This is a genomic window from Janthinobacterium aestuarii (assembly GCF_046113285.1).
In the GTDB taxonomy this organism is placed as follows: Bacteria; Pseudomonadota; Gammaproteobacteria; order Burkholderiales; family Burkholderiaceae_D; genus Janthinobacterium.
In genome coordinates this window covers 4,924,443-4,945,057 of the sequence record NZ_CP142524.1, presented here as the reverse complement: position 1 = coordinate 4,945,057, position 20,615 = coordinate 4,924,443, and the positions used below count along the sequence as shown (strand labels likewise).

At 63.8% G+C, this 20,615-nt stretch carries 19 protein-coding genes; 7 read left to right on the top strand and 12 right to left on the bottom strand.

The window, feature by feature from the left end; all coding sequences use genetic code 11:
* The first annotated feature begins 89 nt into the window (after window positions 1-89).
* Both OX462_RS22310 and OX462_RS22305 read left to right on the top strand, forming a co-directional pair.
* Window positions 90-1,826, top strand: a complete 1,737-nt coding sequence (locus OX462_RS22310; RefSeq protein ID WP_070310074.1) for a glycoside hydrolase family 2 protein — start codon at window positions 90-92, stop codon at window positions 1,824-1,826.
* A gap of 54 nt (window positions 1,827-1,880) precedes the next feature.
* Window positions 1,881-5,699 carry an NAD(P)-binding protein gene (locus OX462_RS22305; RefSeq protein ID WP_409027069.1) on the top strand — a complete coding sequence of 1,273 codons (3,819 nt, stop codon included), beginning with the start codon at window positions 1,881-1,883 and terminating at the stop codon, window positions 5,697-5,699.
* 361 nt (window positions 5,700-6,060) lie between these two features.
* On the opposite strand, the gene OX462_RS22300 is transcribed toward OX462_RS22305, so the two are convergent.
* Window positions 6,061-6,570: a hypothetical protein gene (locus OX462_RS22300; protein WP_139143856.1), complete on the bottom strand. Its 510-nt coding sequence runs from the start codon at window positions 6,568-6,570 to the stop codon at window positions 6,061-6,063.
* A 264-nt stretch (window positions 6,571-6,834) separates the two neighbouring features.
* Here OX462_RS22300 and OX462_RS22295 point away from each other — a divergent pair, with 264 nt between their 5' ends.
* On the top strand, window positions 6,835-7,134 hold the full coding sequence (locus tag OX462_RS22295) for a hypothetical protein (protein WP_070312035.1): 300 nt from the start codon (window positions 6,835-6,837) through the stop codon (window positions 7,132-7,134).
* On the opposite strand, the gene OX462_RS22290 is transcribed toward OX462_RS22295, so the two are convergent.
* The 5 genes from OX462_RS22290 to OX462_RS22270 form a co-directional block, all read right to left on the bottom strand.
* Complete coding sequence (locus OX462_RS22290; protein WP_070288585.1) at window positions 7,135-7,548, bottom strand: VanZ family protein; 414 nt, start codon at window positions 7,546-7,548, stop codon at window positions 7,135-7,137. It abuts the gene before it with no gap.
* A 542-nt stretch (window positions 7,549-8,090) separates the two neighbouring features.
* Window positions 8,091-8,855, bottom strand: coding sequence for an SDR family NAD(P)-dependent oxidoreductase (locus OX462_RS22285; RefSeq protein WP_035825332.1), 765 nt, complete (start codon window positions 8,853-8,855; stop codon window positions 8,091-8,093).
* Between the two features lie 87 nt (window positions 8,856-8,942).
* The gene (locus OX462_RS22280) at window positions 8,943-9,464 is read right to left on the bottom strand and encodes a TPM domain-containing protein (protein ID WP_070312036.1); all 522 of its coding nucleotides are present in this window, start codon (window positions 9,462-9,464) and stop codon (window positions 8,943-8,945) included.
* A complete protein-coding gene (locus OX462_RS22275) occupies window positions 9,464-10,297 on the bottom strand; it encodes a TPM domain-containing protein (protein WP_070288586.1) in 834 nt (277 codons plus the stop codon). Before OX462_RS22275 ends, OX462_RS22280 begins: the two co-directional genes overlap by 1 nt.
* 1 nt (window position 10,298) lies before the next feature.
* Window positions 10,299-10,913 (bottom strand): LemA family protein, encoded by a 615-nt coding sequence (locus OX462_RS22270; protein WP_070221362.1) that lies wholly within the window; start codon window positions 10,911-10,913, stop codon window positions 10,299-10,301.
* A gap of 157 nt (window positions 10,914-11,070) precedes the next feature.
* Between OX462_RS22270 and pyrF the strand changes: the two genes are divergently transcribed.
* Window positions 11,071-11,895 (top strand): orotidine-5'-phosphate decarboxylase, encoded by an 825-nt coding sequence (pyrF, locus tag OX462_RS22265; RefSeq protein ID WP_409027068.1) that lies wholly within the window; start codon window positions 11,071-11,073, stop codon window positions 11,893-11,895.
* A 144-nt stretch (window positions 11,896-12,039) separates the two neighbouring features.
* Here pyrF and sbcB read toward each other — a convergent pair whose 3' ends face one another.
* Window positions 12,040-13,488, bottom strand: a complete 1,449-nt coding sequence (gene sbcB / locus OX462_RS22260) for an exodeoxyribonuclease I (protein WP_070313667.1) — start codon at window positions 13,486-13,488, stop codon at window positions 12,040-12,042.
* Between the two features lie 158 nt (window positions 13,489-13,646).
* On the opposite strand from sbcB, the gene OX462_RS22255 reads away from it, so the two are divergent.
* The gene (locus tag OX462_RS22255) at window positions 13,647-14,276 is read left to right on the top strand and encodes a DUF5610 domain-containing protein (RefSeq protein WP_227742112.1); all 630 of its coding nucleotides are present in this window, start codon (window positions 13,647-13,649) and stop codon (window positions 14,274-14,276) included.
* Between the two features lies 1 nt (window position 14,277).
* On the opposite strand, the gene OX462_RS22250 is transcribed toward OX462_RS22255, so the two are convergent.
* The 5 genes from OX462_RS22250 to OX462_RS22230 form a co-directional block, all read right to left on the bottom strand.
* Window positions 14,278-15,243, bottom strand: a complete 966-nt coding sequence (locus tag OX462_RS22250) for a GGDEF domain-containing protein (protein WP_070313668.1) — start codon at window positions 15,241-15,243, stop codon at window positions 14,278-14,280.
* 261 nt (window positions 15,244-15,504) lie between these two features.
* Window positions 15,505-15,882 (bottom strand): HPF/RaiA family ribosome-associated protein, encoded by a 378-nt coding sequence (locus OX462_RS22245; RefSeq protein ID WP_070221366.1) that lies wholly within the window; start codon window positions 15,880-15,882, stop codon window positions 15,505-15,507.
* Between the two features lie 201 nt (window positions 15,883-16,083).
* A complete protein-coding gene (locus tag OX462_RS22240) occupies window positions 16,084-16,749 on the bottom strand; it encodes a DUF1345 domain-containing protein (protein WP_070221367.1) in 666 nt (221 codons plus the stop codon).
* Window positions 16,750-16,787: 38 nt separating this feature from the next.
* Window positions 16,788-18,059, bottom strand: coding sequence for an MFS transporter (locus tag OX462_RS22235; RefSeq protein WP_070221368.1), 1,272 nt, complete (start codon window positions 18,057-18,059; stop codon window positions 16,788-16,790).
* A gap of 78 nt (window positions 18,060-18,137) precedes the next feature.
* Complete coding sequence (locus OX462_RS22230) at window positions 18,138-19,163, bottom strand: CDP-6-deoxy-delta-3,4-glucoseen reductase (RefSeq protein WP_409027067.1); 1,026 nt, start codon at window positions 19,161-19,163, stop codon at window positions 18,138-18,140.
* A 12-nt stretch (window positions 19,164-19,175) separates the two neighbouring features.
* On the opposite strand from OX462_RS22230, the gene OX462_RS22225 reads away from it, so the two are divergent.
* Both OX462_RS22225 and OX462_RS22220 read left to right on the top strand, forming a co-directional pair.
* Window positions 19,176-20,093 (top strand): SDR family oxidoreductase, encoded by a 918-nt coding sequence (locus tag OX462_RS22225; RefSeq protein WP_409027066.1) that lies wholly within the window; start codon window positions 19,176-19,178, stop codon window positions 20,091-20,093.
* Between the two features lie 83 nt (window positions 20,094-20,176).
* The gene (locus OX462_RS22220) at window positions 20,177-20,437 is read left to right on the top strand and encodes a hypothetical protein (protein WP_070221371.1); all 261 of its coding nucleotides are present in this window, start codon (window positions 20,177-20,179) and stop codon (window positions 20,435-20,437) included.
* Window positions 20,438-20,615: the final 178 nt, after the last annotated feature.

Genomic DNA, 20,615 nt, shown 5'->3' with positions numbered 1-20,615 from the left:
ATGACCATCTCTCCCCACCCCATACGGATGACGGCCTGGCCGGTACTGCCCTGCCTGGCGCGGGCGGCTTTGCCTATCCCCGCCCGCAGATGGTGCGCGAGAACTGGCAATCGCTGAACGGCGCCTGGCGTTTCACCTTCGACAATGAACGGCGCTACCGCCTGCCCGACGGCGGCATCGGCTGGACGCACGAGATCATCGTGCCGTTTCCGCCGGAATCGCAGGCCAGCGGCGTGGGCGACCGCGGTTTTCACCGCATATGCTGGTATCAGCGCGACTTCCTGCTGCAGCCGGGCGGACCCTGCGTGCTGCTGCATTTCGGCGCCGTCGACTACCATGCCAAGGTCTGGCTGAACGGTCACGTGGTGGCCGAGCATGAGGGAGGCCACACGCCGTTTGTTGCCAACATCAGCCATGCCCTGCTGGCCGACGGGCCGCAGGTGCTGACGGTGCGCGTCGAGGACGATCCGCACGACCTGGCCAAGCCGCGCGGCAAGCAGGACTGGCAACTGCTGCCCCATTCCATCTGGTATCCGCGCACCACGGGCATCTGGCAAAGCGTGTGGATCGAGCGCGTGGCCACCACCTACATCGGCAAGCTGCGCTGGACGCCCGTGTTCGAGGGCTATGAAATCGGCTGCGACGTGTTCGCCATGGGCGAGCTGCACGACGATCTCATCGTGGGCGTGCGCATCTGGCATGGCGACAATCTGCTGGCCGACGACCAGTACAAGCTGATCGAAAACGAAGCGAGCCGCAAGATCGCCCTGTCCGATCCCGGCATCGACGATTCGCGCAACGAACTGCTGTGGAGCCCGGAGCGGCCCATCCTGCTCGATGCCGAAGTCACGCTGCGGCATGGCGACGCCTTGCTCGACACGGTCAGGTCGTACACGGCGCTGCGCTCGGTGGCGATCAACCGCGACCGCTTCATGCTCAATGGCCGGCCGTATCCGCTGCGCCTGGTGCTGGACCAGGGGTACTGGCCCGACACCCTGCTGGCGGCGCCTTCCGATGCGGCCTTGCGGCACGACGTGGAACTGGCCAAGGCCATGGGTTTCAACGGCGTGCGCAAGCACCAGAAGATCGAGGACCCGCGCTACCTGTACTGGGCCGACCGCCTGGGCTTGCTGGTGTGGGAAGAAATGCCGTCCACTTACCGTTTTTCCGGCAAGGCCATCACGCGCATGGTGCGCGAATGGACGGACGTGATCGAACGCGACTACAGCCACCCGTGCATTCTCGTCTGGGTGCCGTTCAACGAATCGTGGGGCGTGCCCAACCTGACGGCCATCCAGGCCCACCGCAACGCCGTCGAGGCGCTGTACCACCTGACGCGCACGCTCGATCCCACGCGGCCCGTGATCGGCAACGACGGCTGGGAAGCGTCGGCCACCGACATCCTCGGCATCCACGATTACGACTGCGATCCGGAACGCCTGCAGGCACGCTATGCGATCAGCGATTCGGCCCGCACCACCTTGTTCGACCAGCGCCGCCCGGGCGGACGCATCCTCACGCTCGACGGTTTTCCGCACCGGGGCCAGCCCATCGTCCTCACGGAATTTGGCGGCATCGCCTTTGACCGGGAGCAGGGGGAAACCGATACCTGGGGCTATGCGCGCGTGGGGAACGAGGCGGCCTTCCTCGACCTGTACCGGCGCCTGATGACGGTCGTCAATACGGCGCAAATGTTCAGCGGCTTTTGCTACACGCAGTTCGCCGACACGTTCCAGGAAACCAATGGCCTGCTGACGGCGGACCGAACGCCGAAGGCCGCGCTGGAACTGCTCAGCGCGGCCACCCGCAATATCCGGCTCAATTGAACGCAAGCCGGGCCTGACAAGTTTCATCTGGTCCCTACATTAACAGGAGCAGGCATGGCCGATACCGATGGCGCGGCAGCGCCGTTTCTGACTTACTGGCAGGCGGGCTACGAGGGCGCCGACCACGTCACGCACGGCGGCCAGGCGCTGGACATGAACCGCGCCACGGGCCACCTGGACAGGGTGCGCGAAGACTACCTGCTGCTGCGCCAGTTCGGTATCCGCAGCGTGCGCGAAAGCATAGGCTGGCGCCTGGCCGAGCGCGACGGCCGTTTCGATTTTTCCTGCATCGAGGAGCGCGCCGCCGTGGCGCGGGAACTGGGCCTGCAGGTCAACTGGACCTTCTGCCACTACGGCTGGCCGCCCGACGTCGACCTGTTCTCGCCGGACTTCGTGCCGCGCTTTGCCCGCTACTGCAGGGCGGCGGCGCAGTTTCTCGCGCCCTATGCGGGCAGCAAGCCCGTGTATTCGCCCGTCAACGAAATCTCGTTTACCAGCTGGGGTTTGTCGGTGCACATGTTCCAGTGCCTGAACATGCAGCGGCCGGACGCGGGCCACGAAGGCAAGCGGCAGCTGGTGCGCGCCACCGTGGCCGGCTGCGACGCCATCCGCGCCGTCAGCCCGCATGCGCGCTTCCTGCAATGCGATCCCCTGATCCACGTGATCGCGCCGCCGGGACGGCCGGACTGGGTCGCCCAGGCGGCCGCCTGGCGCGCCTCGCAGTTCGAGGCCTGGGACATGCTGTGCGGGCGCCTGTCCCCGGAACTGGGCGGCGCGCCGCGCTACCTGGACTTGATCGGCCTGAACTACTACCACAGCAACCAGTGGGAAAGCGGCAGCAACCTGCGCCTGTGGTGGCATCTGGGCGAGCCGCGCCGCATGCCCCTGCACCAGCTGCTGCTGGAAGTGGGGCGGCGCTATGGGCGGCCGCTGCTGCTGGCGGAAACGAGCCACGTGGGCAGCGGGCGCGGCGCCTGGATACGCGACGTGGCCGCCGAGGCGGCGCTGGCCGTCCAGCACGGCGCGGACCTGCGCGGTATCTGCATCTATCCCGTCATCGACCGCCCCGACTGGGACGATGCCAGCCACTGGCACCGCAGCGGCTTGTGGGATGTCAGCCTGGAAGAGGCGGGAGGGGAGCGGCTGCGGCGCATCCTTTCGCCGCCTTACGCGGCGGCACTACGGCAGGCCCAGCGCCTGACCGCACACCTTTGTTCAACGTTTGCCCCGGCGGGGCAGAAAGGAACTGACATGCGAACCATTATCGTCTTTTCACACCTGCGCTGGAATTTCGTGTATCAGCGGCCGCAACAGCTGCTGTCGCGGCTGGCGCAGTTCTACCGCGTGGTCTTCATCGAGGAACCTGTTTGGCATGACGGGCCGGGCACGCTGGAGCTGTCCACCCCGGCGCCGAACGTGACCGTGTGCCAGCCCCGCACGGCCGTGCGGGCGCCCGGCTTTCACGACGACCAGCTGGCCGTGCTGCAACCGCTGCTGGCCCAGATCACGCCCGCCGACGACCCCATCGTCTGGTTCTATACGCCGATGGCGCTGCCGCTGCTGCCGGCCCTGCACGCGGGCCTGGTGGTGTATGACTGCATGGATGAACTGGCCGCATTCAAAAATGCTCCGCGACAATTACTGCAGCGCGAAACGGCCCTGCTGGCGCGCGCCGAACTGGTGTTCGCGGGCGGCCCCAGCCTGTTCGAGGCGAAACGCACGCGCCATGCGAACGTCCATTGCTTCGCCAGCAGCGTCGATACCGTGCACTTCGAACAGGCGCTGGACCGCCACAACGGCCATCCCGCGCAAGCGGAGATCGGACGTCCCAGGCTGGGCTATTACGGCGTGATCGACGAGCGTTTCGAGCCTGCCCTGGTGGCGGCGCTGGCCGATGCCCATCCCGACTGGCAAATCGTGCTCGTCGGCCCCATCCTCAAGATCGACCCGGCCAGCCTGCCGCAGCGGCAAAATATCCATTACCTGGGCCAGCAGCCGTACCAGGCGCTGCCGCACTTCCTGGCCGGCTGGGACGTGTGCCTGCTGCCCTTCGCCCGGAACGAGGCGACCCGCTTCATCAGTCCTACCAAGGTGCTGGAATACATGGCGGCGCAGTTGCCCATCGTTAGCACTTCGATCACCGACGTGGCCGTGCCGTATGGCGGCATCGTGGCCATCGCCGACACGCCCGATGCCTTTGTTGCCGCCTGCGAGGCGGCGCTGGCCGCGACGCCGGAGCAGCGCGCGGCCATGGCCGCCGGCATGCGCGCCATCGTCGAGGGTACCTCCTGGGATGCCACGGTCGAACAGATGCGCCACTTGCTCGACACGACGCCGCCGGCGCAGGGGGCCCGCCAGGCGGTGCCCGCCGTCAGCACGGCACAGGCTGCCGCACCGGGCGCCGGCGTCAACCTCCTGCATCCGCCCGGTGCGCCGCAAGCCGTGGCCTGCGCCATCATTGGTGCCGGCCCGACGGGCTTGAGCGCCGCCTATCACCTGGGCGCCGATACCTTGTTGCTGGACAAAAATGCCACGGTGGGCGGCTGGTGCCGCTCCATCGTCGACCGGGGGTTCACTTTCGACCATGCGGGCCACATCATGTTTTCCAACGATGACTATGTGCTCGACATGTACCGCACCTTGCTGGGCACCAACCTGCACTGGCAAAACCGCGAAGCCTGGGTGTACAGCAAGCAGGTCTACACGCGCTATCCTTTCCAGGGCGCGCTGTACGGCTTGCCGCCAGCCGTCATCAAGGAATGCATCATGGGAGCCATCGAGGCGCGCTACGGCAAGGCGCCTGCCGTGTCGGGCCATGCGGCGGCGGGGGCCTGCGCCGTGGAAGACTGCTGCGCCGACGGCGGCACGGGGCTGGAACAGGCGCACGATGCCGTGGCGGCACCGCCCCAGGCGGGGCTCAATTTCGAGCAGTTCATCCATCAGGTATGGGGCAGCGGCATCGCCCGCCATTTCGCCATTCCCTACAACAAGAAATTATGGACTGTACCGCTGGCCGAGATGGAAACGTCGTGGCTGGGCGGGCGGGTACCGTTGCCGAACCTGGAAGACATCATCGAGGGCGCGCTCGAACCGGTGGCCAGGCCGATGGGCCCGAATGCCCGCTTCGGCTATCCCTTGCGCGGTGGTTTCCAGGCATTGATGTCGGGCTTCCTGCCGCATCTGCAAGGCCAGCTGGAGCTCAACGCCGAGGTGGTGCAGATCCTGCCGCGCCAGCATGTAATCGTGCTGGCCGACGGCCGCCGCTTCCGCTACCAGCACTTGCTGAGCACCATGCTCTTGCCGGAACTGGTGCGCCTGAGCGGCGAGCAGGCGCCGCAGCAGGTACGGGCGGCGGCGCACGCCTTGCGGCATATTTCCGTGCGCTGCGTCAACCTGGGCGTGGCACGTGAAAACATCAGCGAGAAACACTGGATTTACTACCCGGAAGAGACGATATTCCACCGCATTTTCCTGCAAGGTAACGCCAGCCCCCACTGCAATGCGCCGGGCGGCTTTGGCTTGACGTGCGAGATCAGTTATTCGCCCTGGAAACCGTTGCCGCTGGATGGGCAAGCCCTGATCGACCGTTGCATGGCCGATTGCATCGCCGTGGGCTTGCTGCGCGACGACGACCGGCTGCTGGCTGCCAACCAGGTGGACATGCCTTACGCCTATGTCGTGTACGACCACGCGCGGGCCGCCAATGTGGCGCTGGTGAAGGCCTGGCTGGCCACGCAGGATATCGTGCTGGCGGGGCGCTACAGCGAATGGGAATACTACAATTCCGACCATGCCTTCCTGGCCGGGAAAAAAGCGGCGGAACAGATCGCCGGGCTGGCGGCCAGCCGGCGCAAGGTGAGCATGGTGGAATAGGCGCTTGCGCCGGGGGAGCCAGGAACGGCGCTCCCGGCGCAGGATGGATAGGCAAACAGGGAAAAGGCGCAAACAGGGAAAAGGCGCAAATGGGGAAAGGCAGGGAAAGGCGTAGACAAGAAAAGGCAACACGCAACAGGCGCAACAGGCAACAGGCAACAGGCAACAGGCAACAGGCAACAGGCAACAGGTAACAGGCAACAGGCAACAGGCAACAGGCAAGGCAGATGAAATTCAACAGGCAAGGCGGATGAAATACCGGCCTTGCCTGTCTCACAACGCTGGCGGCGCGGTGTCGCGCTGGCGTTCAGCGTCCGGAACGCCAGCCCCGGACGCTATCGCGCATGGCGACGCGGTATGCCTAGTAGCGCTGCAGCAAGCCGTTGACCACCTTGACGTGATCGCCGATCTGGTAGCTGGGCTGGGAGTTTTGCATGAGGGTTTGTGTGCTGCCGTCGTCCAGGCGCAGGGTGACCCGGTACTGCGTATTGCCCGAGGTGCTGCCCGCTGTGCCGGAACTGCCGGATTGCATGTCGCCGCTGCGCTGATCCATTCCGCGCGGCACTGGCTCGATCGACTGTACCGTGGCAGAGGCGATGCTGACACCCGTCTGGCTGCCGTCCATGTTCATGGCGTTATTGGCCGAGGAGGTACGCGTGTCGGCGCTGCCGGTGCCGGCATTGCTCATCGTGCTGCTGGTGCTGGTCCCGGTCCCGGTTCCGGTCGAAGTGCTGCCCGTCCCGGCCGTATTGCTGTAGCTTTCACCGCTGCGGCCATTCGTACTGCTCATGCCGGTGTTGTTCGGATTCGAATTGCAGGCGGCCAGCGTACACAGCAGGCCGGCCAGCGCCATGGTTTTTTTTGCTCTCATCTTGTTCTCCTCTTGGTCTGACAAAGTGGTAACCCGGTTTTCAGGGTGTGGCGGAGGTCAGCGTCAATGGCGCATGCCAGGCATGGCCGTAACTACTGCTAGTAAGAGAGCAGGGAAGGAAAGATGTTCGATCCTTGTTATTTCACATTGAGATACATCAAGCGCTTCAATTGTCGAGCTTGGTATAAAAGACATTCTTGTACGAATGTGCACAGCGTCAGCGCTGTCCCGCTGTCCTTCCCGCTGCTTATCTCAGGAGAATAAATGGCTTCCGATTCCACTAGCGTCAAGCTGATCAATGAGTTGGTGATTGCGGTGTATGGTGCGCCGGGCACGGCGAACGATATGCGCGCCCGCCATGCGCTGACCCAGGCCCTGCATGCCTTGACGAGGTTGTCACGGTCGGAGCAGTTGATGGAAATGCGGCGCGATGCGGCGCGCGCGGCGGGAGCGCACAGCCGGCGCGAGATGCATGCGGCCTTGCGCCGCATCGCCGGCCGGGCCGCGGCCGGGCAAGGCCAGTTGCCCCTGGCGCTGAGCGCCGGCGACGGCGCGGCGCCCTGATCAGCCGCGCGCCTTCTTCAGCGCGGCGGCGGCCATGCCGGGCCAGAGGAAGTACAGCGGCAACACCACGGCCGTGGCGGCCGTGATATCGACCACCCAGTCGCTGACGGCGCCATGGCGGTAAGGCAGGAAACTCTGGATGAATTCGTCCAGCGCGCCCATGGCTGCCACCATCAGCACCGACAGCAGCGCCCGGCGGGCCATGCCGCCGGCCGTGCCGCTGAACAGGATCAGGGCCAGCACGCCATAGCCAAACGAGTGCAGCACGCCGCCCGATGCATATTGGCCCACGTCCGCGCGCACGCCGGGGATGTCGCCGATCAAAATCACCAGCACATACAACAGCAGGGCCGTGCGGTAGCGCAGGCGTTCGTAGCGGTCGGCAAAACAAAGTTCGGACAAGGCTGCTGGCATGAGGCGTCAGGATGGGTGGAAAGGCAGTCACAATATCATGGGCGTGGCGGGGCACCGTGTTTTTGCGCAAGAGCTTGCCGGACAGGAAAAAAAAAGGCCCGCGGGGGCGCGGGCCAAAAACCCAAATGAAAGGGTCAAGAGTTGAGAGTTGCTCGGTACTTACCCTGTCGCGCGCCTTGCCGGCGCCCGCCACGGTCATGAAAGGGGAGTGGTGTGCCATGGCGGCACACCTGTCTGTAGTCAGGCATATCGGTTGCCTGTACAGCAGATGAAGCAAGTATAGGGGGCGAAAATGACGGGCTGATGACACGCCGCAACATTTTTTTGCGGCAGACAGAATCAACGGGTAGATTGTGAGAAATGGCAAGAATGGCCATGTTGCAGCAGCAATAGCAAAAAAAAAGCCCGCTGGTGAAAGCGGGCTTAAAACTATTTTCTTGGAGGAGAATAGTGGAGACAGGTGCATTATGCTGCGTCGCACGATATGTGTCTAATGATCTTTTTAGATATGCATTATTCTTTTTTTATATAACTCGTCTGTTTCACTCTTTCACGGCCACCGTGTAGTTGAGCGCCATGCGTCCGCCATCGACATAGATGGTCTGGCCCGTCATGTAGGTGGCGTCGTCGCTGGCCAGGAAGGCGGCGATGCCGGCCACTTCTTCCGGCTCGCCGCAGCGGCCCAGCGGCGTGCGCGACAAAATCGTGTGGCGCGCCTGCGGGCTCGACAGCACTGCCTGCTTGGCCAGTTCCGTCAGGATGGTGCCCGGCCCGATGCCGTTCACGCGCACGCCGTGCGGCGCCAGGTTCAGGGCCATGACCTTGGTCAGCTGGTTGATGGCGCCTTTCGACACCACATATGGCACCTGGTTCGGGATCGCCAGCTCCGCATTCACGCTGGACATATTGATGATGCAGCCGCTGTTGCGCTTGACCATCTCGCGCGCCACGGCCTGGCCGCACAGGAACATCGATTTCAGGTTGATGCGCATGACCCGGTCGAAATCGTCTTCGCACACGTCGAGGAAATCGGCCGCATGCGTGACGCCCGCATTGTTGACGAGGATATCGATGTGGCCGAACTGCGCCAGGGTTTCCTTCAGCATGGCATCAACGTCCGCTTTCTGGCTGACGTCGGCGCAAAAGAAGCGCGCCTGCGGGCCGAGGGCGGCCGCCGCCTGCGCGCCTTCTTCCTTGATGTCGACCAGCATCACTTGCGCCCCTTCGGCGATCAGGCGGGTGGCGCAAGCCAGGCCGATGCCTTGCGTGGCGCCCGTGACGATGGCGGTTTTATTGACTAATTTCATGTGTGCTCCTCGGCGGGGTATGGGGGCCGCGCTGCCAGGAACACCAGCCCGCGCGGCAATGGGCAGATTTTAATCCCTGGGCAGGAATCAGAGGAGGATGGGTTCGTTCGGCAACTGGTTGCCGCGCGTCCCATTGGCGGGGAAGTGGCTTTGCAGCAAGGTATTCAGCTGCTGCAAGGCATCGAGCGTGCTGTCGTGGTAATTGCCATCCTTGAACCCTTTGGTCATGGTGCGGCACACGGCTTGCCACTGCTCCGGCGTCACGCGCCGGCCCACGTTGCGGTCGGCCACGATATCGACCTGGTGTTCGGCCAGGTTGATATAGATCAGCACGCCAACGTTGTCTTCCGTATCCCACACGCCGTACTGGGCGAACAGTTCGCGCGCCCGCTCGCGGTTGCTCACGCCCTGGTAAGCCATGCCCGGCGTCAGGGCCGCTTCGACGATCAGGCGCACTTCCGCCCGGTGCATCGTTTCACCGTCGGCAATCGCCGTTTCGATGGCTTTCAAGGTGCGCTCAGGAAAGGCCTGGCGCGCCGTCGCGGGCGTGCCCCGCAAATGTTTTAAAGCGCGTCCGCAGCGTTGTCCGAATGTCAGTTGTTTCGTCATTACCAATCTCCCGAGGCGCCGCCGCCGTCAAAACCGCCGCCGCCGCCACCGAAACCACCGCCGCCACCGCCACCGCCAAAACCACCGCCACCGCCGCCGAAGCCGCCACCGCGGTTGTTCAGCGCCTGGCTCAAGATGCTGCCCAGCACGACGCCCGTGGCGCCGCTGGACCAGTTGCTGCCGCGCTGCAGCCGGTTCGGCCCGCCGCGCGAGCGGAACACGGTCACGAGCACAAGAAAGCCAAAGAACAGCAGCGGCAGCCAGAAGGTCATGCCGCCCGCTTCCACGGTCGCCGGGGCCTGTTTTTGCGCCGGTGCGGGAAATTGCTCCTGGTTCAGCAAGGTAGCGATGGCGCCAATGCCGGCCACCAGGCCGCCGTAATAGTCGTTTTGCTTGAAATGGGGGGCGATGACGTCTTGCAGGATGCGTTTCGATTGCGCATCGGTCAGCACGCCCTGCACGCCACGGCCCGCTTCGATGCGCAAACGGCGCAAGGACGATGGGTTGTCCTTCGCCACCATCAGCAGCACGCCGTCATCGACGCCCTTGCGGCCCAGCTTCCAGGCATCCGTCACGCGGATGCTGTATTGCTCGATGGCTTCCGGTTCCGTGCTCTTGACCAGCAGCACGGCGATCTGGCTGCCCGTCTTGGCTTCGTAGTCGGCCAGCACGCCTTCCAGCGCCGCTTTCTGCTTGTCATCGAGCATGCCGGCGTTGTCCGTCACGCGCGCCGCCAGCGGCGGCACAGGCTGCAAGCCCTGCGCGCTGGCGGGCAAGGCTGTCCACAGCAGCAGCGCCGTCGCCAGCGCCGCCAGATAAGACCAGGCTTTCATCTTATTTGCCGAAGTTGACGGTCGGCGCGGTCGAAATGGCTTTTTCGTTTTCCACCGTGAACGAAGGCTTGACCTTGTAGCCGAAGATCATCGCCGTCAGGTTGTTCGGGAAGCTGCGCGCATGCACGTTGTAATCTTGCACGGCGGCGATGTAACGCTGGCGCGCCACGGTGATGCGGTTTTCCGTGCCTTCCAGCTGCGACTGCAAGTCGCGGAAGCTGGTGTCGGCCTTCAAATCCGGGTATTTCTCGGACACCACCATCAGGCGCGACAGGGCCGACGACAGCTGTCCCTGCACCTGCTGGAATTTCTCGAACGCGGCCGGGTCGTTCAGCACTTCGGGCGTGATCTGGAAACTGGTGGCGGCGGCGCGCGCCTTGGTCACCGCTTCCAGGGTTTCGCGCTCGTGCGTGGCATAGCCCTTGACGGTATTGACCAGGTTGGGGATCAGGTCGGCGCGGCGCTGGTACTGGTTGACCACTTCGCCCCAGGCGGCCTTGGTGGCTTCGTCCTTGCTCTGGAAGTCGTTGTAGCCGCAGCCCGTCAGGATGCCGGCCAGGACGGTGACGCTCAGGGCCAGGCGCAGCCATTTGGTGAATTGATTGGTGATTTGCATGATGGGTTCCGTGCAGAGTAAAGGAGGTGGGGCAAATATACCTGAAACGGCCCGCCATGTCGGTTTAATAAGCGCCGGCCGCCGCCTCAGCCTGCCTTCCCTGGCCTGCGCCGCGTTACAATACGGGGTTTGCAACTGAATATAGAGAAGGTGTGCCGTGAATTTCATCAATAAATTATCCGCCGCGTGGACGGCCAATAATTCCCTGCTGTGCGTGGGCCTGGACCCTGACCTGGCGAAACTGCCGGCCGAGCTGCGCGACTTGCCCGATGGAATCACCACCTTTTGCACGCGCATCATCGATGCCACGGCCGACCTGGCCTGCGCCTTCAAGCCGCAGATCGCCTATTTTGCCGCGCTGGGCGCGGAAAAGCAGCTGGAAGACATCTGCCGTTACGTGCGCGAAAATTACCCGCACATCCCGCTGATCCTCGACGCGAAACGGGGCGACATCGGCGCGACAGCCACGCAATACGCGCGCGAAGCGTTCGAACGCTACGGCGCCGACGCCGTCACCGTGAACCCCTACATGGGCGAGGATTCGCTCGACCCCTACCTGGCGTGGTCGGACCGCGGCGTGATCATCCTGTGCCGCACCTCGAACCCGGGCGGCTCGGACCTGCAATTTCTCGACACGGACGGCGAACCGCTGTACCAGCGCGTGGCGCGCCTGGTGGCCGAGAAATGGAACAAGAATGGCCAGTGCGCGCTCGTCGTCGGCGCCACCTTCCCTGAAGAGCTGGCGCAAGTGCGCGCCATCGTGGGCGACATGCCGCTGCTGGTGCCCGGCATCGGCGCCCAGGGCGGCGACATCGCCGCCACCGTCGGCGCGGGCCAGACGGCGAACGGCATGGGCATGATGATCAGCTCCTCGCGCGCCATCATCTACGCCACGCCGCAGGACGGCGAAGACTGGGCCGACGCGGCGCGCCGCGTGGCGATCGAAACGCGCGATGCGATCAATGCGCATCGTTCGGTTTAAGAATGATATACAGTTAGCCACACAGCGCCTGACAAAACCGTAGCGAGCGGAAGGGAGAGGTGGCCGAGAAGCGCAACCGTACTGAAGTACGGTGAGCATCGCAGGCCGCCTATACCGACGCGCAGTAGGTTTGGTTAGGTGCCACTAATCGCGCATGGGCGCCACCATCTCCGCGTAATCGTACAGCTCGCCCAGAATCTCTTCCCCCCGCTCATCGACGGACTCCGACAGCACGTCGATTTCCGTAAACAGCATCTCGATGGTGCGGGCGCCGCCGTCGCCGTCGAATAATCGGGCGGCGCGGTGCTGTTCCCAGCGCAGGCTTTCCGCCTCGCTCAGGGTTTGCGGGAAATTGCGGGCACGGTAGCGGAACAGCAATTCCTGCAGGCGCTCGTCGGCAAACGAGGGGCGGGCCGTGGCCAGCTTGGCCGGCGTTTCGCGGCGCAAGGATTCGAGCAGGCGGCGGTCGTCGTTGCTGACGAAACCGTTGTACAAATCCTCATCCACGTCCAGGGCCGTATTGGCGCCCGGGCGCTGGAACACTTCGGCCCAGATGGCATCCATGTTCGGCGCCGCGGCGGCCAGCTGGGCGTTGATCTTCGCCGCATCCACGTCGATGCCCCATTGCGCGGCCATGGCCGGCGACAAGGTCTTTAAATTGCCCACCAGCATGGGCGACTTGTTCAAATGGACGCTTTTCACGGGCAGGCGCGTCATCCCTTCGGGCATGGCTTCCTTGCGCGTGAACAAACGCGTGCGGATGGTGTCGGCGTCCAGCTCGAACAGTTCGCGCGGGTCGTAGGCGCAATCCCAGACGAGGATCTCGTTCTTGTTGCTCGGATGCGTGGCCAGCGGCCAGACGACGCCCAGGCAACCGCGTTCGGCGGGGAACATGCCCGACACGTGCAGGAAGGGCTGGCGCTCGCCGGCGGCCAGGTGCATGCCCATTTCGCTGGCGACCCGGTCCTTCTTGTGCAGGGCCAGGCAGAATTCGAACAGTTTCGGCTGCTTTTCGCGGATCAATCGTGCCAGGGCGATGGTGGCGCGCACGTCGGACAGCGCATCATGTGCCGCTTCGTGGGCCAGGCCATTGGCCTTGCTCAAGTGTTCCAGTTTGAAACTGGTCTGGCCATCGTCGCGCTTCGGCCATTGAATACCTTCCGGGCGCAGCGCGTGCGTCATGCGCACCACGTCGAGGATGTCCCAGCGGCCGCAATGGTTCTTCCATTCGCGCGCATACGGGTCGATCAGGTTGCGCCAGAACAGGAAGCGCGTGACTTCATCGTCGAAACGGATGGTGTTGTAGCCGACGCCGATGGTGCCCGGTTCCGAAAAGGCCGCTTCGATGGTGGCGGCGAACTGGTGTTCGGGCACGCCCAGCTGCAGACATTGCTGCGGCGTGATGCCCGTGATCAGGCACGATTGCGGGTCGGGCAGGAAATCATTTGCAGGCTGGCAATACAACATGATCGGTTCGCCGATCTCGTTGAGTTCGGCATCCGTGCGGATCGCGGCGAACTGGGCCGGGCGGTCGCGGCGCGGCTGGGCGCCAAAGGTTTCGTAGTCGTGCCAAAGAAAGGTCTGGTTAGTCATTGATGGTCGTAACTTAATGTTGCTGAATGGGTTATCCGGGCCGCTAAAAACAAGCCGCCGCTTCAGTTTTCTGAAAACCTGCCGATACTACACGAGAGGATGGTCATCATCGCGTTTCCCGCATGGTGGCATACATTGTCCGTTCAAGGAGGTCTATCGTGTCAATTCCCATCGCCGCAGGCGGCAATTCCACCCCTTCCGTGACTTCCGTCAGTCCGGGCGTTGCCGGCAAGGACGATAAAGTCCAGCAAAAGGACGGCGTCAACGCTGAAATGAGCGTGAATGACCGCAGCAAGCTGCAATTGAACGCGTCCATCATGCAGGCGTCGCTGAACGTGTCCATCGGTTCCGAGAACGAACCGCTGGCGCTGCTGTACAAGACAGCCATCACCAACATCAATGAAGCGCTGAAAGGCCAGTACGGCGACGATGCGATCCAGAACGCGGCGTCGCAGGACAACAGCGCCGAAGCGACGGCGAGCCGCATCGTCTCGCTGTCGACGGGTTTTTTTGACGCGTTCAAGAAACAGAATCCCGGCATGGACGACGATACGGCGCTGACCAAGTTCATGGACACCATCAGCGGCGGCATGGAAAAAGGCTTCAAGGAAGCGCGCGACATCCTGGGCGGCTTGAAAGTGCTGAACGGCGATATCGCCGGCAATATCGACAAGACGTATGAGCTGGTGCAGAAGGGCTATGCGGATTTCATCGCTGCGCACAGCAGCAAGAAGGATGATGCGGCCAAGCCGGATGCTGCCAAGCCGGCCGACAGCAAGGCTGCCTGAGCTACAGCATGACCCGGTTGCGGCCGCCGGCCTTCGCGCGATACAAAGCTGCGTCGGCCGCCGCGATCAGCGCTTCGTCGTCCTGTCCGGTCGCCAGGCTGGCCACGCCGAAGGAACCCGTGATGTGCGGCAGCGCGCTGCGCATATCGGCGAAGATGACGGCTTGCTGCATGCGTTCGCACAAGCGTTCGGCGACCCGCAAGGCCACGTTTTCGCTGGTATCGGGCAAGATCACCATCATTTCCTCGCCACCATAGCGCACGGCAAAATCCGTGGGCCGCAGGGCCGCGCCCAGCACTTGCGCGGCAATGCGCAGCGCCTGGTCGCCCGCCTGGTGGCCGTGCGTGTCGTTGAAACGCTTGAAATGGTCGAGGTCTATCATCACCAGCGACATCGGCGAGCCGCTGGCATGGGCCGTGACTATCATGGTCGGCAATAAATCGGTGAGCCAGGCGCGGTTGTACAAGCCCGTCAGGCTGTCGACCATCGACATCTGGCGGTAGAACTCGCCTAGTTTCTGCCGGCGGCGCAGCAGGGCGTTGGCGGCGCGGATGCGGAAAGACAGCAGCCGCAGCAGGTTGCGCGCCAGGCCGTTCGATTGTTCGATCAATTCCCAGACGACGGCCGCGTCGATCACCAGCAAGTCGGTTTCTTCCAGGGCGGAAATGGCGGCCAGGTTGCTCGCTTCATCGAGCACCGATTGTTCGCCCACGCTTTCGCCGGGCAAGACCTTGCTGACGGTGCCGTCATCCATGCCCGTGTGGATGTCGGCGGCCACGGCCAGCGAACCGCGCAAGACGATATACAGGCTGGTGCCCTGTGTGTCGGCAATGGCTTCGCCCGCTTCGAGGCGCATGACGGGGCAGGGCGCCAGCATGGCGGCCGTCTGGCTATCCGCCCCATCGCGAAATAGCTGTAAATCGCCGATGTTGCAGCCTGAAGCGCCGAAGTTGCCGATCTGTTCCACAATCACACTTTCAAAAAGCCGGCGCGCGCGAGCAGGGGGCCGGTAGCTTCATGATAGCGTAAAGCGGCCTTGGCTGTAACGGCAAAGGCTTGCTTGGTGTCACTTTCTGTGGGAAATACGACAATTATTTCATTGCCGTGTTAATAAGTTGAAATGCTTGCTGTTCTACTATGGATGTTGTCGCGCAGGAAGGTGGCTCCAGATGTGCAAAGGCAGCCTTGAACGGCTGCCTCAGTCTCTGGAAATCCTGCAGGAGGGGAGTTACTCGGCGGTTTCTTCCGCTTCGGCCGTATCGATCACGGCATTCTTGCCGGTGGCGTGGCGCTTGCTGTCTTGCAGGCGGCCCAGGGCGCTATCGATGGCGCGTTTCAGTTTGTCGGTGGCGCCGGCAACGGATTGATGCACGGTGGCGTTCTGTTCGGTCACGGCAATCGGTTGATAGCCAGCAACGCGTGCTTCCATGACGCAGCGGATATCGTCGGCGCCGCCTTTCGGGCCATTCGTGTCGCTGATATGGACTTCGATGCGGGTCAGGTTGTCGCGGAAGCGGCTCAGTGCGCTTTCAAGTACGGATTGCACATGTTCGTTCAGTCCAGCGGTGTTGGCGATGGTGCTGTCGGTATGAATATTGATTTGCATATGCTTACTCCTGTCAATTCAAAAAAAACCCATCTCAGGCGTGCTGCGGCCTGGTTGCTGCCTCATGCACATGACGTCTGTGCATGGAACTTATCTTACTCCTCTTTCCAGTATTTCAAGAGGGTGCGCACGATTAAGATGAGCTTAACCCTACACCCAGGTCAAGTTTCCTCGCGGAATCTTTTCAAGCCGGCGCCAGCTTTATCCATTGATGAGGCCGGCCGCGATATTGATCGACAGCCCCAGCACGACCAGGTTGAAGAAAAAGCTCAGCACGGATTGCCCCAGCACGATCTGCCGCATCAGCCGCGTCTGTACGGAAACGTCCGACGTTTGCACGGCCACGGCGATGGTGAAGGCGAAATACAGAAAATCCCAGTAATCGGGGTTTTGCTCGTCGTCGGGAAACTTCAGGGGGCGTACTGCGGGGTCGGCCTGGTAATACAGGTGGGCATAGTGGAAGCAGAACAGGGTGCCGACGAGGAACCAGGAACCGACCAGTGTCAGGATCGTCAAGCCGTAATGCAGCGCGCGCTCGTCGGGCGCCATGTCTTTCATCGAAGACAGTTGCGAGACGATGGCCACCAGGCTCATCACGGATGCGACGGACAGGGCCGACAGCACCGTGGTGGCCCGCTCATCCTGGCGCGCCGCCATCACCTTGACCTTGTGATGGTTGGCGCGCATCATCATCCAGGCCATCGTTGCCAGGTAGAACCAGACGGCGACATTCCACGCCGTCAGCAAACGCGTCATCTGTTGCCAGGAAGAGGGCAACAGCAGGCCGACCGCCACGCCGATGGCCGTGGCCATGCTCAGGTGGGGGCGGCTGCGGATGAAGCCGTGCAAGGGAAGCGTGATTTTCATGGTGCAAGTTCGTCAGTGGCAATAGCGCATCTTAGCCTTTAGTTTGCGGTCGCGGTGGGCGTCCTGGCGGCCGCTTCCTTTTCGTGGTGGGGGAAGCGGTCCATGCGCGACAGCACGGGGAACAGCACGGCCCACACGCCCGTCACGGCCAGGGTGGCGGCGCCCCCGAAGAGCACGGCGCGCACCAGGCCGAACCAGCCGGCCGTCAAGCCCGATTCGAATTCGCCCAGCTCGTTCGAGGCGCCGATGAAGACGGCGTTGACGGCGCTGACACGGCCGCGAATCTCGTCCGGCGTCTCGAACTGCACCAGCAGGTGGCGAATGTAGACGCTGACCATGTCGCCGGCGCCCATCAGGAACAGCGCCGCCAGGGCCAGCGGGAAATAGCTGGTGCTGCCCAGCACCAGGGTGCCCAGGCCGAAGACGGCCACACCGCCGAACATCCAGGCGCCCACCCGCCGCGTGATGGGAAAGAGGGCCAGCGCGATCGAGCACAGGGCGGCGCCGGCGCCCGGCGCCGTGCGCAGCAAGCCCAGTCCGCTGGGGCCGATATGCAGCACGTCGTGCGCGAGCGCCGGCAGCAGGGCCGTGGCGCCGCCGAACAGCACGGCGAACAGGTCGAGCGAAATGGCGCCCAGCACGATGGGTTTCGACCAGACGAAGCGCAAGCCTTCGAGCAAGGTATGCCAGCTGACGGGCTCGCGCTTGACCACTTGCGGCGCCGGCGTGGTGGCGCGCATCAGCAGCACGGACAGCACCAGCAAGGCCGACGAGATCAAATACACGACCTTGGGGCCGAAGTAATACAGCAGGCCGCCCAAGGTCGGTCCCAGGATGATGGCCACGTGCGAGCTCGACGAACTGAGCGCGAGGGCGCGGCTGAAGTGTTGCGTGGGCACCATGTTGACCAGCACGGCTTGCGTGGCCGGCATCATGAAGGCGCGCGCGCTGCCGAACAGCACCAGCACGGCGAACACGGGCCAGACGATGGAAATATTGCTTAACGTAAACGCCAGCAGGGCCAGCGCGCAGGCGAGCTGCGCCGTCAGGCACCAGGCGATGATGTTGCGGCGGTTGTAGCGGTCGGCCACGTGGCCGGCCGGCAAAATCAAGACGAGGAAGGGGGCGAACTGCGCCAGGCCGATCAGGCCCAGGTCGAACAGGCTGCCCGTGATCTGGTACACCTGCCAGCCGATGGCCACGCTTTGCATCTGCACGGCGACCGTGCCCAGCACGCGGGCGGACAGGTAACAGGCGAAGTTGCGGTGACGCAGGATACTGAAGCCGTTGCCGGCAGAAGCGAGAGACATGACATTTCCAGGAAACAGCGGGGTGGGGCGGGTGACGGCAGCGGATGCCGCGCCAGCAGCACCCCGCTGTCTGGATGCTTACTTGGCCAGGTCGGCTTCCGTCGTGAAAGCGTCGGCGTAGAACTCGTCGGCTGGCAGCCGGCACAATTGCACGAAATCGCGGTGGGCCGCATCGACCATCACGGGCGCGCCGCAGGCATACACCTGATATGCGGACATGTCGGGCAAGTCGGCGATGACGGCCTGGTGCACGAAGCCCGTGCGGCCGCGCCATTCGTCTTCCGGCAAGGCTTCCGAGACGACGGGCACATAGGTGAACTGCGGCAAGTCGGCGGCCCACTGGCGGCACAGCGCGTCCATGTACAGGTCGTGCGGACGGCGGCCGCCCCAGTACAGGGTGATCGGGCGCGGGGAGCGCTCGCTGATCATGTGCTCGACGATGGCTTTCAGCGGGGCAAAGCCCGTGCCCGAGGCCAGCAGCACGACGGGCTTGTCGGAGTCTTCGCGCAGGAAGAAGGTGCCCATCGGGCCTTCGAAGCGCAGGATGTCGCGCTCCTTCATCGTGCCGAACACCTGGTCGGTGAACAGGCCGCCCGGCAGGTGGCGGATGTGCAGGGTCACGGGACCGCCTTCGGCGGGCGCGCTGGCCATGCTGTAGCTGCGGCGTTTGTTGTCACGCAACATGATTTCGATATACTGTCCGGCGCGGTAGTTGAGGCGCTCGCTGGCCGGCAACTGCAGGGTCAGCACGACGACGTCGGGGGCGACCTTCTCGATGGTGGTCACGCGCGACGGCATTTTCTTGATCGGGTAGTCGCTGCTGCCCGCCACTTCGCGCGCTTCGATGACGAGGTCGGCTTCCGTGGTGGCGCAGCAGAACAGGGAAAAGCCGGCAGCTTCCTCTTCCGGCGTCAGGGCGCGCTGCTGGTGCGCCTTGTGCTGGACGGTGCCGGCAAGCACTTTGCCCTTGCACGAGCCGCAGGCGCCATTTTTACAGCCATACGGCAAGCCCACGCCGGCGCGTATCGCCGCCGCCAGCACGGTTTCGTCCGCTTCGCAGCTGAACTGGTGGCCGCTGGGCTGAACAGTAACTTGAAAAGTCATACAATCCTTGAGATGAAAAATATGTTAATGCACTCTTTGCGCAAGCCGGTGTGCCTGCCGCGCCTGCTGATCCTCGGTTGCGGCGACGTCGGCATGCGGCTGCTGCCCCTGCTGCGCGCGCGTTTTCGCGTCTTTGCCGTCACCAGCCAGCCGGCCCGCTGCGCGCAGCTGCGCGCGGCCGGCGCCGTGCCCATCGTGGCCAATCTCGACGACCGCGCCAGCCTGAAACGGCTGGCGGGACTGGCGCCGTACGTGGTGCACCTGGCGCCGCCCCTGTCGTCGGGCTTGCTGGACCGGCGCACGCGCAATCTGGCCGCCATTTTACCCGAGCATGCCCGCATGGTGTATGTGAGTACCAGCGGCGTGTACGGCGATTGCGGCGGCGCCTGGGTCGATGAAACGCGGCCTGTGGCGCCCGCCAATGCGCGCGCGAAGCGGCGCGTCGACGCCGAACAGGTCTTGCGTGGCTGGGGCGCGCGCCGCGGCGCCACGGTGGCCATCCTGCGCGTGCCGGGCATCTATGCGGAAGACCGCCTGCCCCTGAAACGTTTGCGCGAAGGCACGCCGGCCCTGGCCGCGGATGACGACGTGTACACCAACCATATCCATGCCGATGACCTGGCGCGCATCATCGAACGGGCCTTGTGGCATGGCAAGCCGGGACGCGTGTATCACGCCAGCGATGACAGCGAACTCAAAATGGCCGAGTATTTCGATGCCGTGGCCGATACGTTTGGGCTGCCGCGCCCGCCGCGCCTGCCCCGTGCCGAGCTGCGGCAAGTGGTCACGCCGATGCTGCTGTCGTTCATGTCCGAATCGCGCCGCCTGCACAATACGCGCATCAAGCGCGAGCTGGGCGTGCGCCTGCGCTACGCGCGCGTGGCCGATGCCTTGCAGGCGCTGGCAGCCGGCGGGGGCCGCATCGGGTAAAATGGCCGGTTATCTGCGCACTTTGCTGGGCCGGCGCGCAGCGCGCCGTTCCCGCGTTGCGCCACTCACTTAAGGAAGACAGCATGAGCACCCTCACTTACGAAGCATACCTGGACGAGGTCACCACCGTCCTGACGGAATTGTACGACCTCGATGACGATGCCGCCATCAAGCTGGTCGTGGCGGCGCAGGACGCCGAATTTTTTGTCCCGCACGATGCGCATGAGGAAATGCGTACCGTGGAGCAAGCCAAGAAAGATGCGGTCGCCCTGTTCGAGCGCAAGCAGAACCGTCAGCAAACGCAGGAAAAACAACAACAGCGCGTGCGTCAGCAAAAGAAATAAAAATGGCGTGCTGTGCCTCTGGCCGTCAGGTCGCGGGGCAGCACGGGCTGCGGCGCAACGCCGGGACCGTGCCATTTGATGCAGCGCAAACGTGTCATGGCGCGCTGGCGATATGGTGAGCAATGTCGTCACGCGTCCGGGCTCTTGTGGCGGGCTCGGCATCTACAATTAGCGCGAC

Bases quoted from the DNA above. Each gene is read 5' to 3' on its own strand.
- OX462_RS22220 (WP_070221371.1), top strand. From the start codon at position 20,177: ATGAGCACCCTCACTTACGAAGCATACCTGGACGAGGTCACCACCGTC.
- OX462_RS22310 (WP_070310074.1), top strand. From the start codon at position 90: ATGGTGCGCGAGAACTGGCAATCGCTGAACGGCGCCTGGCGTTTCACC.
- OX462_RS22245 (WP_070221366.1), bottom strand. From the start codon at position 15,882: ATGCAAATCAATATTCATACCGACAGCACCATCGCCAACACCGCTGGA.
- OX462_RS22235 (WP_070221368.1), bottom strand. From the start codon at position 18,059: ATGTCTCTCGCTTCTGCCGGCAACGGCTTCAGTATCCTGCGTCACCGC.
- OX462_RS22230 (WP_409027067.1), bottom strand. From the start codon at position 19,163: ATGACTTTTCAAGTTACTGTTCAGCCCAGCGGCCACCAGTTCAGCTGC.
- sbcB (WP_070313667.1), bottom strand. From the start codon at position 13,488: ATGACTAACCAGACCTTTCTTTGGCACGACTACGAAACCTTTGGCGCC.
- OX462_RS22295 (WP_070312035.1), top strand. From the start codon at position 6,835: ATGGCTTCCGATTCCACTAGCGTCAAGCTGATCAATGAGTTGGTGATT.
- OX462_RS22300 (WP_139143856.1), bottom strand. From the start codon at position 6,570: ATGAGAGCAAAAAAAACCATGGCGCTGGCCGGCCTGCTGTGTACGCTG.
- OX462_RS22305 (WP_409027069.1), top strand. From the start codon at position 1,881: ATGGCCGATACCGATGGCGCGGCAGCGCCGTTTCTGACTTACTGGCAG.
- OX462_RS22290 (WP_070288585.1), bottom strand. From the start codon at position 7,548: ATGCCAGCAGCCTTGTCCGAACTTTGTTTTGCCGACCGCTACGAACGC.
- OX462_RS22240 (WP_070221367.1), bottom strand. From the start codon at position 16,749: ATGAAAATCACGCTTCCCTTGCACGGCTTCATCCGCAGCCGCCCCCAC.
- OX462_RS22225 (WP_409027066.1), top strand. From the start codon at position 19,176: ATGAAAAATATGTTAATGCACTCTTTGCGCAAGCCGGTGTGCCTGCCG.
- OX462_RS22285 (WP_035825332.1), bottom strand. From the start codon at position 8,855: ATGAAATTAGTCAATAAAACCGCCATCGTCACGGGCGCCACGCAAGGC.
- OX462_RS22280 (WP_070312036.1), bottom strand. From the start codon at position 9,464: ATGACGAAACAACTGACATTCGGACAACGCTGCGGACGCGCTTTAAAA.
- OX462_RS22275 (WP_070288586.1), bottom strand. From the start codon at position 10,297: ATGAAAGCCTGGTCTTATCTGGCGGCGCTGGCGACGGCGCTGCTGCTG.
- OX462_RS22270 (WP_070221362.1), bottom strand. From the start codon at position 10,913: ATGCAAATCACCAATCAATTCACCAAATGGCTGCGCCTGGCCCTGAGC.